Below are 15,297 nucleotides of genomic sequence, written 5' to 3' on the forward strand. Positions count from 1 at the left end.
TTGGTCCATCGCACCGGCTGGTCGGCTGATGTAGCGTGCTTGGCAGCTGAGAGGTAGATCGTGGAAACCCAGTTCCTCAATACATTCGTCACCGTGGTCGATCGTGGCTCGATGGCCGCCGCCGCACGTTTGCTGCACATCACGCCGGCCGCCGTGGCCCAGCAGATTCGCACCTTGGAACGCGAACTGGGCGTGCCGCTGATCGCCCGCGCCGGACGTACGGTGAGCGTGACCGAGGAAGGCGCGCGCATATTGCAGCGCGCGCGCGACCTGCTGCGCAACGTCGCCGACCTGCGCAGCGTGGCGAACGAGAACGATCTGGCAGGCGAATTGCGTTTGGGCGCGTGCCCCACCGCACTGGCCGGACTGCTGCCGGACATCCTGTCGCGGATGGTGGCCACATTCCCCCAGATCAACGTCTTCATCAAACCCGGCTATTCGGCGGACCTGTACCGCGCGGTGGAAGGCGGCGACGTGGATGCGGCGATGGTGATGCAGGCACCCTTTCCGCTGCCCAAGACCTGCAACTGGCAGCTGCTGCGTGAGGAACCACTGGTGGTACTGGCGCCGGCCCGTTTTGCCGGGCGCGACCCACACGAATTGCTCTGCGAGCAGCCACTGATACGTTACGACCGCCATGAATGGGGTGGCCGGCAGGCCGACGAGTATCTGCGCCAGGCAGGGATCGTGCCGCGCGAGCGTTTCGAACTCAACGCCTTGAACGCCATCGCGGTGATGGTGGACCGGGGCCTTGGCGTATCGCTGGTTCCGGACTGGGCCAGACCGTGGCCCGAAGGGCTCAATGTCGTGCGCATCCCTTTGCCGCTGCCCAGCGAACCGCGCCGGATCGGCGTGGCCTGGTCGCGATCTTCGGTGCGGATCCGGCTGGTCAACGTGTTGCTGGAAGAAGCCCGCGCCGCGTTGAACGAGCGTCAGCGCTGAAACAGCGGTCCTGCGCCTGTGCGCAGGGGGCGATAAGCAACAAACCCTAGGGAATGAACATAGATAGCCTCGGTTCTATCACCCTGGAGCCGGCTCTAGTCTCACGCGTATTGCCGGTTGTGCTTGCAGCGCCCTGGGAGGGACGTACACACGGGTCGGCGACCTGGACGCTTGCGTCCATGCAAACCATTCGGCGCTGACAATCCCCAATTGTCCCCGCTGTTTTTTTCCAACGGGGGAGAAATCAATGATCAAGCCACTTTCCGCAGCCATCAGTGCGGCACTGCTCGCATGCGTGATGAGTCCTGCCCAGGCGCAGGACAAGAACGCCACCGACCTGGACCAGGTCATCGTCACCGGTACCCGCACTCCTGTTGCGATCGACAAGGTCCCCGGCGCGGTCACCCTGGTGACCCCCGAACAAGTACAGCGCACCCTCAACCTGACCGAAGACGCCACTGCGGTGCTCGCACGCATGGTGCCGGGCTATTCCGAATCCTCGCAGGCGATGAGCAACTCCGGTGAGACCCTGCGCGGCCGCATCGCGCTGCGCCTGTTCGATGGCGTGCCACAGGGCTCGCCGCTGCGCGAGGGCAACCGCAACGGCACATTCACCGACATGGGCGTCATCGGCCGGATCGAAGTCATCAATGGTCCCTCGGCCGCCGAGGGCATCGGTGGTGCCGGTGGCGTGATCAACTACCTGTCGAAGAATCCGGACGTGGACGGCCACGAGACCACCGTGAGCACGCGCTACGGCACCCAGTTCAAGAATGACAGCGCGCAGTCCAAGATCGGCATCATGCATACCTACAAGGGTGATGCGGCCGACTTCCTGGTCAGCGGTGCCTACATCGACCGCGGCGTGGCTTACGACGGCGACGGGCGCCGGGTTGGCCTGAACACCTCCGGCTCGCTGTCCGATTCGTACAGCAAGAACCTGTTCATGAAGGGCGGCTACAACTTCGGCGAAGGCCAGATGCAGCGCATCCAGGCAAGCTACAGCAACTTCCATATCGGCGGTAAGCACAACTACAAACCGGAGGAAGGCTGCCGTTTCGATCCGGTCGAATGCCCGGTGCCGTCCACCAACACCGCCGTGAAGGGCTCCATCGCCGGGTCACTGGCCGAGTTCAATGATTTCGAACAGTTCGCGGCCAAGTACACCAACGCCGACTTCTTCGGTGGCGACCTGAGCGTGGACGCCTATTGGGCACAACAGGCCATGCGCTACGTGCCTGAGAACGGTTCGGATCGCCAGCTGGTCAAGCCGGCGCCACCGGAAGCCGAGCGTATCTGGGACCAGTCCGAGATCAACAGCGAGAAGAAGGGGCTGCGCTTCGGCTACGCCTACAACGACCTGCTCAAGGTGGAGGGGCTGCGCCTGCGCGCCGGCCTGGATCTGGTGGAAGACACCGCTGAACAGCGCCTGGCACTGACCAACCGCCTGTGGGTGCCGCCGATGAAGTACACCAGCCTCGCCCCCTATGCCCAGCTGAGCTGGGATATCGGTCCGGTGACGCTGGATGCGGGCATCCGCCGCGAAGACGGCGAGCTCGAGATCGACAGCTACACGACCGTGGCCTTCCGCGACAATACCCGTGTGCAGGGCGGCAAGATGGATTACAAGGCCAACATGCCCAACTTCGGTGCGATCTGGCGCATCAGTGATGAGTGGTCGGTGTTCGCGTCGTACTCGGAGGGCTTTGGCATTGCCAACGTCGGTATTCCGCTGCGCAACATCCAGGCCAACAGCCCATGCAAGGCCGTGTCCTGTATCGCCGACCTGCAGCCGTTGATCACCGAGAACAAGGAAATCGGCTTCAACTGGCGTGGCGCCAAGGGCCAGGTCGGCGCGTCGGCGTACCGCTCGACCTCCGACTTCGGCTCCACCTTGACCATCGACAAGGTCACCGAAGACTTCATCCTCACCCGTGCTCCGGTGGAGATCGAAGGCATCGAGCTCAACAGCGCCTGGACGTTCAACGACCAGTGGAAGGCCACCTTCCTGTACTCGCGCATCCGCGGCCAGACCCAGTACTACGCAGGTTCGGGCCTGGTGAAGGAAATGGGCATCCTGGACATCTCACCGGACAAGGTGAACGCCTCGCTGACCTGGACCCCGGCCGACAACCTCAACGCCACGCTGGGCGTGAGCAAAACCTTCAGCCGCGACCTCCGTGAGACCTTCACCAATCCGACCAACGGCGATGTCTATGAGAACGAAGAGAGCACCTACGGCTATGCGCTGTGGGATCTCAGCGTGAACTACGACACCGGCCGCTATGGCCAGCTGTCTGTAGGCATCGAGAACCTGTTCGACAAGCAGTACGTGCTGACCTGGTCGCAGCTGCCGGGCTGGCAGAACTACTTCTCCGGCCGTGGCCGGATGGTTTCTCTGAGCCATACCATCAAGTTCTGACAGAGGCTTGATGCATAGAGCGCCGCCGCTTTGGTGGCGCTTTTTTTTTCGCGCGCCCCGTTGGCGCCAGCCGCACCACCACCGCGTTTTGGAGAGAGAGCGCACCATGAAGAACCTGTTGTCATCGAGCATAACCCTGGCCTTGCTGCTGTCGGCAAACGCACACGCACAGGACACCACAGTGGCAGATCGCGACAAACCCAGCGCCACCACGCTGGACAACGTCATTGTCACCGGCACCCGTGCGCCCAAGGCGGTGGACCGCATCCCGGGCGCAGTCAGCATCATCAGTCTGCAGGAGTTGAACAATTCGCTGAGTCTGACCGAGGACGCCACCGCGGTACTGACGCGCACGATTCCCGGCTACTCCGAATCGACCCAGGCACTGACCAACTCCGGTGAAACCCTGCGCGGCCGCATCGCGCTGCGCCTGTTCGACGGCATTCCGCAGACCTCGCCGCTGCGTGAGACCAACCGTGCCGGCAGCTTCACCGACCTGGGCGTGATCGGCCGCATCGAAGTGGTCAACGGCCCCTCCGCGGCGGAAGGCGTGGGCGCGGCGGGCGGCATCATCAACTACATTTCCAAGACACCGGAAGAAGGCAGCCACACCAACGTCAGTACCCGCTACAGCAGCCAAGGCCGCGACGACAGCGAGGGCTGGAAGGTCGGCCTGACCTTCGGCCACAAGGAGGACGCCTACGACCTGCTGCTGTCCACCTCGTTCGTGGACCGTGGCATGGCCTATGACGCCAAGGGCCGCAAGATCGGCATGCGCGGCTCAGGCACGATCAACGATTCCGAGTCCAAGAACCTGTTCCTGAAAGTGGGCACCAACTTCGGCGAAGCGGACATGCAGCGCCTGCAGGCCACGCTCAGCCGCTTCAACCTGACCGGCAAGGGCAACTACACCGGCATCAACGGTGACCGTGCCAACAATGTCACCTCGACCTCGATCGCCGGCACCCCGCTGGGCGCCAAGACCGAGTTCAACAATTTCAACCAGTTCTCGCTGTCCTACAGCCACGCCGATTTCTTCGGCGGCACCCTGCTCGCCGACGCCTACCGCGCCGATCAGGCGATGCGCTATCCGGCCGAGAACGGCTCGGACAAGCAGGACCCGCTGTTCGCACCGCTCGGCCAGCTGGTCGACCAGTCCGAAGTCAATTCGGAAAAGCGCGGCGTGCGCACCTCGTGGACCCGTGGCGAGCTGTTCGGCGTTGAAGGGCTGGAACTGCGTGCCGGTGTGGACGTGGTCAAGGACCTCACCGACCAGCGGCTGGCACTGACGCAGCGCGTGTGGGTACCGCCGATGGAGTACACCAGCACCGCGCCGTATGCCCAGCTGTCGTGGGACATCGGCCCGTTGACGGTCAGTGGCGGCCTGCGCCAGGAAGACGGCAAGTTGAGCGTGGACAGCTACACCACCACCTACTACAACAAGCGCGTGTTCGTGGAAGGCGGCAAGCTGGACTACAAGGCCGATCTGCCCAACCTCGGCGTGGTCTATCGCTTCACCGACCAGCTGTCGGCCTATGCCTCCTATTCGGAAGGCTTCAGCCTGCCCAACGTCGGTATTCCGCTGCGCAACATCAACAAGCCGGGTCAGAGCGTCAGCGGCATCCTCGATCTGCAGGCGATCATCGTCGAGAACCGGGAAATCGGCTTCAACTGGCGCACCGGCAACGCCACATTCAGTGGCTCCTACTACCGCAGCGACTCGGACTTCGGTGTGTCGCTGAGCACCGATCCGGTCACCGGCGATTTCGTCATGAACCGCGGCCCGGTCAAGATCAACGGCATCGAGTTCAGCGGCAGCTACGACTTCAGCGATGACCTGAAGGTCAATGCGATGTACTCGCACATCGTCGGCAAGACCTGGTTCACCAAGAACGGGCCGCTGGACAAGCGCATGGGCGCCAACGATGTCAGTCCGGACAAGATCGGTGTGAACCTGTTCTGGCGCCTGGCACCGCAGGTTGATCTGAACCTGGGCGCGATGACCCTGCTCTCGCGCACCCTCAACCAGGGCAAGAGCGGCGCCGAACACACCTCCGGGCGCACCCTGCTCGATGTGAGCATGAACTACGACACCGGCCGTTTCGGCAAGCTGACCCTGGGCGTGGAGAACCTGCTCAACAAGCAGTACATCCTCACCACCTCCGAGGCCAGCAACAGCAACGACGACTGGATGGCCGGTCGCGGTCGCGTGTTCTCCCTGTCGCATAACATCAACTTCTGATGAGCGACCTCACAGCCAGGGGCGTGCGCCTCCGTCATCGCGATCATGCCGGCCCCGGTGGCCGGCGTGACGCGGTGTGGCTGTACCGCGGTGCCTGGGGCCTGGCCCTGGGCGCCGTGCTCTGTTTGACGGGATTGCCGCTGGTGGCCTGCGCCACCGCGCCCAGCAGCGCCGCGCTACCAGTGGCACCGGTGGCCCTGCCAGCGGCACCAACGCTGCCGGCAATCGACGACTTCCTGCGCGATGCAACTGCCGAGCGCGGCTATCCCGGCGCGGTCGCACTGATCCTGCACGACGGAAAGACCGTGCATGCCGCCAGCTATGGCTGGCAGGATCTGGCACATACCCGGCCAATGCGCCGTGACAGCATCTTCCGCATCTACTCGATGACCAAGACCGTGGCCTCGGTCGCGGCACTGATGTTGATGGACGAGGGCAAGCTGGGTCTGGACGATCCGGTGGCACGTCACCTCCCCGAATTTTCCAAGCTGCAGCTGTTCACCGGCGGCAGCGCCGCCGCCCCGCAACTGCGCCCGGCAACCCGCACCCTCACCGTGCGTCATCTGCTCACCCACACCGCCGGCTTCGCCGCCGGCGGCGAGGGGTTCGAAGCGGTGACGCAGCTGCTGGAACAGCACCGGGTGCGCGAGGTGGACACGCTGGCCGAGTACGCCGCACGCTTGAGCCAGGTGCCACTGGCCGCCGAACCCGGCACCCGCTTCCGCTACGACAGCACCTCCACCGAGACCCTGTCGCGACTGGTGGAAGTAGTCGCCGGTATGCCCTTCGAGCAGTTCCTGCAACAACGCATCTTCACCCCGCTGGGCATGCTCGATACTGGCTTTGAAGTGCCGCTGGCACAGCGCGCGCGGGTGGTCGAGCTGACCACGATGGGCGATGGCGCCACGCTGGTGCTGGCCGATGAAGCGCATGCACGTGCACCCGGCACCGCGTTGCGGCCCTATCGCAGCGGCGCCGGCGGGCTGTACTCCACCGCCGATGACTACGGCCGTTTCGCGCAGATGCTGCTCGATGGCGGCCAGTCCCATGGCGTGCGCCTGCTCCGCGCCGATACCGTGGCGCTGATGCTGCAGAACCAGCTGGTGCACACCGCGCTGCCCAAGCCGGTCACCGAATTCAGCGATGCCGAGGGCTTCGGTCTGGGCGGCTCGGTGCTGTTGGATCCGGCATTGAAAGGCCGCACCGCCGCGCCCGGCGCGTTCGGCTGGTCCGGTGCCGCCTCGACCTATTACACGATCGACCCGGGCAAAAAACTGGTCGCGATCCTGATGCTGCAGCACCTCCCCGGCGGCGCACAGGATCTGCCGCGCATCAGTACCCGGTTCTACAACCTCGTCGATGAGGCGATACATCCATGACCCAGATCCAGCCCCGCACTGTACTCGTCGCCGGCTCGGCCAATCTCGATTTCGTCGTACGTGCCTCGCACGTGCCGGCCCCGGGTGAAACCGTGCTCGGCCGGGAGTTCCGCACCTTCCCTGGCGGCAAGGGTGCCAATCAGGCGGTGGCCTGCGCGCGCGCCGGTGGCACCGCCACGCAGATGCTGCTCGCCCTGGGCCAGGACGACTTCGCCAGGCCGATTGAAGCTTCGCTGCATGACGCCGGCGTGCTGCTGCACACCGTGCGTGACGCTGCATTGCCAACCGGCACCGCCTTCATCTGTCTGTCCGACGACGCCGAGAACGCGATCACCGTCGCGCCCGGCGCCAACATGGCACTGCGCGCCGAACACCTGCCAGCGCTGGACGGCATCGGCTGGCTGCTGCTCCAGCTGGAGACACCGTTGGACACGGTCACCGCCTATGCACGCGCCGCGCGTGCGGCCGGGGTCAAGGTCGCGCTCAATGCGGCCCCCGCGCAACCGCTGCCCGATGCGCTGCTGGCGCTGCTGGACATGCTGATCGTCAATGAGGGCGAACTGGCGGTGGTGGCCGGCAACCCTCCGGATCTGGCCACCGGGCTGGCGCGCGTGGACGTGCCATGCGTGATCGTGACGCTGGGGGCACGGGGGTGCCTGGCACGCGTGGACGGGCAGATCCTGCTGCAACCGGCATTCCGGATCGAGCCGCTGGATACCACCGCTGCCGGCGACACCTTCTGCGGCGCGTTGATCGCATCGCTGGCCCGCAATTCCCGGCTGCAAGATGCCCTGCTGATGGCCAGTGCCGCTTCGGCGCTGACCTGCACCCGGCTGGGCGCGCAGTCGAGCATTCCTACCTTCTCCGAAGTTGCCGCGTTGCTGGCGGACCGCACCCGCCGACCCGGTGATGACGCCCATGCCGCGCTCGCGGCATGGTGCGCGCTTTGATGCTTTTTCTTTCCGTTCCCTGCTGGATGCCTCGCCCATGACCATGCCTTATCAGATCCCCGACTACGACAATGAAGCAGCCGATCACGGGCGTGAGGCAGTCACCACCGAGTACAAATTCTCCCACGTCACCACCGGCCGCTACCTGCCCACGCCGGGCAAGGCGCCGGCCTGGCCGTTTGCCGACATCGGCAGCTGGATGATCGACGCCAATGCCTCGGCCGGCGACTGGCTGACCGAGCTGCGCGACTGGCGCACCGAGCACCTGGTGCGTCTGGGCTACACCGACGTCAATTACCGTCGCCCGGAACTGCAGTGGGCGCAGCGCAACTTCGTCCATGCGCAGATGATGGTCGAGGACCGCTACTTCTATGACGTGGAAACCGCGCAGTACACCGTGGACAAGTACCTGGACGACCTGGAGGCGCGCTTCGGCGGGCTGGATTCGGTGCTGATCTGGTACATCTACCCCAACATCGGCATCGATGACCGCAACCAGTTCGACCTGGCCCACACCCTGCCCGGCGGCATCGATGGCCTGAAGGCCGCGGTGCAGGCCTTCCAGGCCCGTGGGGTGAAGGTGTTCCTGCCGGCCAAGCCCTGGGATCACGGCACCCGCGACCCGGGTGTGACCCACTGGGACGGCCTGGCCGAAATCATCCAGTACACCGGTGCCGACGGCATCAACGGTGACACCTTCAACGGCGTGCCGCGTGCGTTCTTCGACGCCTGCGATGCCCGTGGCAACCCGGTGGTGGTGCAGCCCGAATCGACCATCAGCTCCGAAGAGCAGCTGATCTGGAACGTGCAGAGCTGGGGCAAGAAGGCCCCGGACGGCCCGGTGCCGCCGGTGTCCAAGTGGAAGTGGCTCGAACCGCGCCACATGGTCAACTACGAGAACCGCTGGGGCCGCAACCGCAACCACGACCTGCAGTACTGCTTCTTCAACGGCATCGGCTACAACGCATGGGAAAACATCTGGGGCATCTGGAACCAGTTCACCGACCGTGACGGCGAGACCCTGCGCCGCATCGCCCGCATCTACCGCCAGTTCCCGCAGCTGGTGGTGGCCATGGACTGGGCGCCGTACCAGGTGTGCCTGCAGGGCGGCATCTTCGCCAGCGTGTTCCCGGTCGCGGGCCTGGCCCTGCGCACCTTCATCAACCGCTTCGAATACGACGTGTGCGGCGAGCAGATCGCCATCGATCACGTCGACGGCACCCGCTACTTTGATGTCTGGAACGGCCGCGAGCTGAGCCCGGCGATACGTGATGGCAAGGCCTACCTGTCCTTCGACATCGAAGCGCGCGGCTTCGGCGCCGTGCTCAGCATAGCCACTGGCACCAACGTCGACGGTCTGGACGACTTCATTGCCTTGACGGCTGAAGCCAACGCCAAGCCGCTGTCGGCCTATTCGGGCGCCTGGAAGGCGCTGCCGCAGCAGATCGTGGACATCGCCCCGACCGCGCCGGCCGCCACGGCACCGGAAGGCATGGTCAGCGTGCCGGGCGGCGAGTTCGTGTTTGCCGTGGGCGGTGTGGAAATCGAAGGCTTCAACTGGGCCGGCCAGGACGTGCAGTACCCCTGGGAATCGGTGCCGCGCCGCCACCACCGCCAGGTGATGGACATCGCCCCGTTCCACATCGACCGCCACCTGGTCACCAATGCCCAGTTCAAGGCCTTCACCGATGCCACCGGCTATGCACCGGCCGACAACATCAACTTCCTGGCCCACTGGGTCGATGGCGCGCCGCGCGCCGGCTGGGAGAACAAGCCGGTGGTGTGGGTCTCGCTGGAAGATGCCCGCGCCTATGCCGCCTGGGCCGGCAAGCGCCTGCCGCACGAATGGGAATGGCAGTACGCCGCGCAGGGCACCGACGGCCGCAGCTATCCGTGGGGCAACGACTGGGATGACACCCGCGTGCCGCGCATCAACCGTGGCCGCCGCATCCTCCCCGCTGACGATGTGGGCAGCTTCCCACAGGCGGCAAGCCCGTTCGGCGTGGAAGACCTGGTCGGCCATGTCTGGCAGTGGACCGAGGAATTTGGCGACGAGCACACCCGCGTGGCGATCCTGCGCGGTGGATCAAGCTACCAGCCGCAGACCTCGCACTGGTACTTCCCGCAGGCCTACCGCTTGGACCAGCACGGCAAGTACCTGCTGATGGCCCCGGCCAAGGACCGCAGCGGCATGCTCGGCTTCCGCTGCGTGGTGGATGCGGCATGAGCGCGTCCATCACCTTCAGCCAGCAGCTGATCGCCCCGGCCGCCGTGCAGCTGGGGGGCGTGTTCGGCGACATGCTCGCGGCCAACCGGTCCGGGCGCCTGTCCAGCTTCATCGTGGACGAGAACAGCCCGTCGATCTCGATCTTCGGCCAGGCCCACAAGCAGCAGAACCAGGAAGGCGACTGGTACGGCGAACACGCCGGCAAGTGGCTCTCGGCCACCGCCCGTGCCGTGGCCCAGGGCGGCCAGCCGCAGCTGGAAGCCAACCTGCGCCGCGTGGCCGACTGGCTGATCAGCCAGCAGGATGCCGATGGCTACCTGGGCAATTACGCCGAAAACCGCCGCTTCACCGTGCCGCAGCCGCCCAAGCCCGAGAGCTGGAACGGCGAGCCGGCGCTGCGCACCTGGGACATGTGGACTCACAGCTACCTGCTGCTGGGCTTCATCGAGACCTGGCGTGCGCTGGGCGATGACGCCTACCTGCAGGCGGCGCGCCGCATTGCCGACCTGTGCTGGGACACCCTGGACGGCGGCATCGACATCACCACCCTGGGCAACCATCACGGCATGTCGGCCACGGTGTTGCTGGACCCGGCTGCCGACCTGTACCTGGTCACCGGCGAGCCACGCTATCTGGCGCTGGCCGAGAAGATCCTGCAGCAGGCCAATGCCAATCCGCGCCTGGCCTTGCTCGACAAGGGCATCGCCAACGAAGACGCGGCCTTCATCGCCACCGGCAAGGCTTACCAGCTGTCGTGGAACCTGGTGGGCCTGGCCAAGCTGTACAAGGCCACCGGCAACGCCGATTACAAGCGGGCCATCGACAACCTGTGGGACAACATCCGCGAGCAGCACCTGACCCTGGGCGGGGGCCCGTGGGGCGGCGTGGCGCATCGCTCGCGCGAGGTGTTCAACGCACCGCGTACGTTCTTCCCGCAGGCCTATGTGGAAACCTGCTCGGTACTGGCCTGGATGCAGCTCAACCGTGAACTGCTGGCCATCAGCGGCCACGCCCGCTATGCCGACGAGCTGGAGCGTACCGCCTACAACGACCTGCTGGCCGCGATGGCACCCAACGGTGAGGACTGGTGCTACTACACCTTTCCCAACGGCAAGCGCGTGCACACCACGTACTGGCGCTGCTGCAAATCCTCCGGTGCAATGGCGGTGGAAGAGCTGCCGCAGATCGCCTATGGCGTTGCAGCTGATGGCGGGCTGCGGGTAAACCTGTACGGGGCCGGCGAAGCCACGCTCCATCATGCAGATGCCGGCAAGGTGGTGCTGCAGCAGCAGACCCGCTATCCGTTCAACGGTGATATCAGCCTGCGGGTGACGCCCGAGCACAGCGCCAGCTTCGGCATCGGCCTGCGCATCCCGGCCTGGGCCGAGGACGCCCGCATCCAGGTCAATGGCATCAACGTACCGGTACAGGTTGGCGCGGATGGCTACGTGCAGCTGCAGCGGCAATGGAAGGCCGGTGATCTGGTCAGCGTGAAGCTGCCGATGCAGCCGCAGCTGCACCGCGCCGCCAACATCAATGTGCAGGAATCGCGTGCACCGGACGGTTCGCCGGTGGCACAGGAAGTACTGCGCTGGGAGTACATCGGCCTGAGCTACGGCCCGCTGGTCTATGCGACCACGCTGATCGATGGCTTCAAGACCGATGAAACGATAAAGCTGCCGGAAGGTGATCCCTCGCGCTGGCTGCAGGTGGGCCGAGACGACGGTGAAGGCGCGCCGGTGACAATGCAGCTGGAGTGCCGCGCGCCGCTGGCGTTCACACCGTACTACCGCTGCGGTGGACGTGAGCACGGTGCATGGCGCCTCACGTGGCTGTCATTGGCACCGCAATAAAGCTGTTGCCACCGTCTGCCCCCTGCAGGGTGCAGGCAGCGGTTGAGAGGAAGGCGTTGGCAAGGCGATCCCTGCTTTTTGTCCTCGCTGAAAATACCCGCACGATATGTTTCCTCCCGTGCACGCGGAGGAAACTGCGATCAAGGATTCGAGTGCAGCCCATGTCAGCAAGCAACAACCCATCTCCGTTCGACATCGCCCGGCGCGATGGTGCCCGCGGCCCGCTCAGCGGCGTGCGCGTACTGGACCTGAGCGCCTATATCGCCGGCCCGTACGGCTGCACCCTGCTGGCCGACCAGGGCGCGGAAGTGATCAAGGTGGAGCCACCGGTTGGCGACAATCTGCGCCAGTACCCGTCCACGCTGGAAGCCGAAAGCCGCGCGTTCCTGGGGGTGAACCGTTCCAAGCGCGGGGTGGTGCTGGATCTCAAGCAGTCCGACCAGCGCGCAGTACTGATGCGGCTGGTGCGCGAAGCCGACGTGCTGGTGCACAACTTCCGCCCCAGCGTTCCGGCCCGTCTTGGCATCGACTTTGAAAGCCTGCACAAACTCAATCCGCGGCTGGTGTATTGCTCGGTCACCGGGTACGGCGAGCAGGGTCCGCTCAAAGACAAGGCCGGATACGACCAGGTGCTGCAGACCATGACCGGCATGTGCATGATGCAGGGCAAGGCCGGTGGCGCCCCGGAAATCCTCTACGGTTCGGTGGTGGACTACTACGCCGCCGCGCTGGTGGCCGCCGGGGTGTCCTCGGCGCTGTACGAGCGCGAGCGCAGTGGCGAAGGCCAGTTCGTTGGCGTGTCGTTGCTGCGCAGCGCCTTGACCATGCAGTCGGCGCGGATGATCTGGGCCGAGGGTGAACCCGAAGTGGTGGGGCGCGACATGCGCTCGGGCGGTGTCACCGGCATCCACCCGACCGCCGATGGCTATCTTTATGTCTCGGCCAATACACCGCGGTTCTGGCAGGCCCTGTGCGAGAAGACCGGGTTGGCCGAACTGGCCAGCGACCCGCGCTACGACACCGTGCGCAAACGCGCCGAACACGCCAGCCTACTGCTGTCGCAGCTGCATACCGCACTGGCCGCGCGCAGCGCGCTGGAATGGGAAGCACTGTTCGGCGAAGAGGTGCCGTGCGCGGCCGCGCGCAAGGTCGAGGACATGTTCGACCACCCGCAGGTGCTGGCCGAGGACATGATCGCCTCGCTGCCGCACCCGCTGCTGGGCAGCTACCGCGGTATTACCCGCCCGATCGTGTTCGGCCGCACGCCCGGCCCGCAACCGTTCGCCGCTCCCGTCTTCGATCAGGACACCGCTGCCGTGGGCGCGCTGCTCGATGCCCCTTCCGCCGATTGACTGCAAGGAACACCGCATGACCTCGCCCTCCAAACTCGCCCAGCTGCGCGAACTGTCGATCGTCGTCGCCGATACCGGTGATTACGAGGCGATCAAACGCCTGCAGCCGGTTGACTGCACCACCAACCCCACGCTGGTGAGGAAAGCCCTCGACCTGCCGGTCTACGCGGGCCTGATCGAGCGCGAATTGCAGTGGGGCCAGGCCCAGTCCGGTGACAGGCAGGCTGTTGCCAACGCCGTGGTCGACCGCCTGACCGTGGGCGTGGGCACGATGCTGGCCGAGCTCGTGCCGGGCCGCGTCTCCACCGAGGTCGATGCCGACCAAGCGCACAACACCGAAGCGACGATTGCCAAGGCGCGCGAGTTCATCGCCATGTACGAGGCGGCCGGCGTGCCGCGCAGCAAGGTGCTGATCAAGATCGCCGCGACCTGGGCCGGGGTGGAAGCCGCGCGCGTGCTGCAGGCCGAGGGCATCGACTGCAACCTGACCCTGATCTTCAACCCGACCCAGGCGCTGGCCTGCGCCGAAGCCGGTGCGTTCCTGATTTCACCGTTCGTCGGCCGCATCCTGGACTGGTATGTGGCCAACGGCCAGACCCCAGCCAGCATCGACGAGGACCCGGGCGTGAAGTTCGTGCGCGGCGTCTACGCCGAGTTCAAGCGCCGCGGCTCGCCGACCGTGGTGATGGGCGCCTCGTTCCGCTCCACCGCACAGATCGAGGCGCTGGCCGGTTGCGACCGTCTGACCATCTCGCCGGACCTGCTGGAAACGCTGGGCGCCGATTTCGGCGAGCTGCCGCGCAAGCTGGTTGCTGGTGCTGCGGAAGCGGTGAATGCCGCCGCGATCGACCAGGCCCGGTTCGACGCCGATCTGGCCGCCGATCCGATGGCCACCGAAAAGCTGGCCACCGGTATTGATGCTTTCGCCAAAGATCTGAATGCGCTGCGGCAGATGATTGCCCTGCGTCTTGCCTGAGGTTATTGCCATGTCCCTGCGTATCCGTGGTCCGCTTTCCCGCATCATCGCCCTCGGTCTGTGCGCGCTGGGTAGCGCCTGCGCCACCGACCCGGCGTCTTCCTTCAGCGTGCCGGAGATCCGCCCCGGCGTTGCCCAGGGCTATCTGGAAACAGCACAGCTGCCCGACAGCATCGCGCTGCTGCCACCACCACCGGCAGCCGGCTCGGCCGCGTTCGCGCTCGATGAGCAGGTCAACCTGGCCCGCAATCTGCGCGGCACCCCGCGTTGGGAGCAGGCCATTGCCGATGCCAACCTGCAGTTCCCGGCGGCGGCATCGATCTTCGCCTGCGCCATCGGCACCGACGTCAGCGAACAGACCACGCCGCGCCTGTACGGCCTGCTGCGGCGTACCCGCACCGATGCCGCCGTGGTCAGCGACGCCGCCAAGCACCACTACAACCGCACCCGTCCGTTCGTGGCCAACGGTGAGTCCACCTGCACGCCGGACAAGGAAGCCGGTCTGGCCGAGAACGGTTCCTACCCTTCCGGGCATACCTCCATCGGCTGGGCGTGGGCGCTGATCCTGGCCGAGCTGGCGCCTGATCGCATCGACGCCATCCTGGCGCGTGGCCGCAGCTACGGTGAAAGCCGGCTGGTGTGCAATGTGCATTGGCACAGCGATGTGCTGTCGGGCCGCTTGATGGGCTCGGCGGTGGTTGCCCGTCTGCATGCCGATGCCCGCTTCCGCACCGATATGGACGCGGCGCGGAGCGAACTGGCGGCACTGCGCGCCCGCAATCCGGCTCCCCCTGCGAACTGCGCGGCCGAGGCGGCCGCGTTGGCGCAGCCGCTGCCGGTTACCGCGCACTGATTTCTTTAGGTGTTTCGCTGCCGACCGGACTCTCCCCCACCCGGCACACCGCGACCGTACGCAGACTCCACCGCGACCGGTCGCGGCTTTTTCTAACCGCC

Annotated in this window: 10 protein-coding genes; all 10 read left to right on the forward strand. The window is 65.7% G+C overall.

Going from position 1 to position 15,297, the window contains the following annotated elements; all coding sequences use genetic code 11:
- Window positions 1-60: 60 nt before the first annotated feature.
- Entirely contained in the window at window positions 61-942 is an 882-nt protein-coding gene (locus tag ARC78_RS02730; RefSeq protein WP_057505676.1) for a LysR family transcriptional regulator, read from the forward strand.
- A 247-nt stretch (window positions 943-1,189) separates the two neighbouring features.
- The gene (locus tag ARC78_RS02735; RefSeq protein WP_057505677.1) at window positions 1,190-3,364 is read left to right on the forward strand and encodes a TonB-dependent receptor; all 2,175 of its coding nucleotides are present in this window, start codon (window positions 1,190-1,192) and stop codon (window positions 3,362-3,364) included.
- A gap of 106 nt (window positions 3,365-3,470) precedes the next feature.
- A complete protein-coding gene (locus ARC78_RS02740; RefSeq protein ID WP_057505678.1) occupies window positions 3,471-5,606 on the forward strand; it encodes a TonB-dependent receptor in 2,136 nt (711 codons plus the stop codon).
- Window positions 5,606-6,985 carry a serine hydrolase domain-containing protein gene (locus ARC78_RS02745; protein ID WP_054657290.1) on the forward strand — a complete coding sequence of 460 codons (1,380 nt, stop codon included), beginning with the start codon at window positions 5,606-5,608 and terminating at the stop codon, window positions 6,983-6,985. Before ARC78_RS02740 ends, ARC78_RS02745 begins: the two co-directional genes overlap by 1 nt.
- Window positions 6,982-7,935, forward strand: coding sequence for a ribokinase (locus tag ARC78_RS02750; protein WP_054657288.1), 954 nt, complete (start codon window positions 6,982-6,984; stop codon window positions 7,933-7,935). Before ARC78_RS02745 ends, ARC78_RS02750 begins: the two co-directional genes overlap by 4 nt.
- Window positions 7,936-7,972: 37 nt before the next feature.
- Window positions 7,973-10,162, forward strand: coding sequence for a formylglycine-generating enzyme family protein (locus ARC78_RS02755; RefSeq protein WP_241772638.1), 2,190 nt, complete (start codon window positions 7,973-7,975; stop codon window positions 10,160-10,162).
- A complete protein-coding gene (locus ARC78_RS02760; protein WP_083468371.1) occupies window positions 10,159-12,015 on the forward strand; it encodes a glycoside hydrolase family 127 protein in 1,857 nt (618 codons plus the stop codon). The genes ARC78_RS02755 and ARC78_RS02760 overlap by 4 nt, the downstream gene beginning before the upstream one ends.
- Before the next feature lie 161 nt (window positions 12,016-12,176).
- Window positions 12,177-13,367, forward strand: coding sequence for a CaiB/BaiF CoA transferase family protein (locus ARC78_RS02765; RefSeq protein WP_054657287.1), 1,191 nt, complete (start codon window positions 12,177-12,179; stop codon window positions 13,365-13,367).
- Window positions 13,368-13,383: 16 nt separating this feature from the next.
- Window positions 13,384-14,343 (forward strand): transaldolase, encoded by a 960-nt coding sequence (locus ARC78_RS02770; RefSeq protein ID WP_057505679.1) that lies wholly within the window; start codon window positions 13,384-13,386, stop codon window positions 14,341-14,343.
- A gap of 10 nt (window positions 14,344-14,353) precedes the next feature.
- Window positions 14,354-15,196, forward strand: coding sequence for an acid phosphatase (locus ARC78_RS02775; RefSeq protein ID WP_054658379.1), 843 nt, complete (start codon window positions 14,354-14,356; stop codon window positions 15,194-15,196).
- Window positions 15,197-15,297 lie beyond the last annotated feature (101 nt).

It is taken from the genome of Stenotrophomonas pictorum JCM 9942 (assembly GCF_001431585.1).
GTDB classification, from domain to species: Bacteria; Pseudomonadota; Gammaproteobacteria; order Xanthomonadales; family Xanthomonadaceae; genus Stenotrophomonas; species Stenotrophomonas pictorum.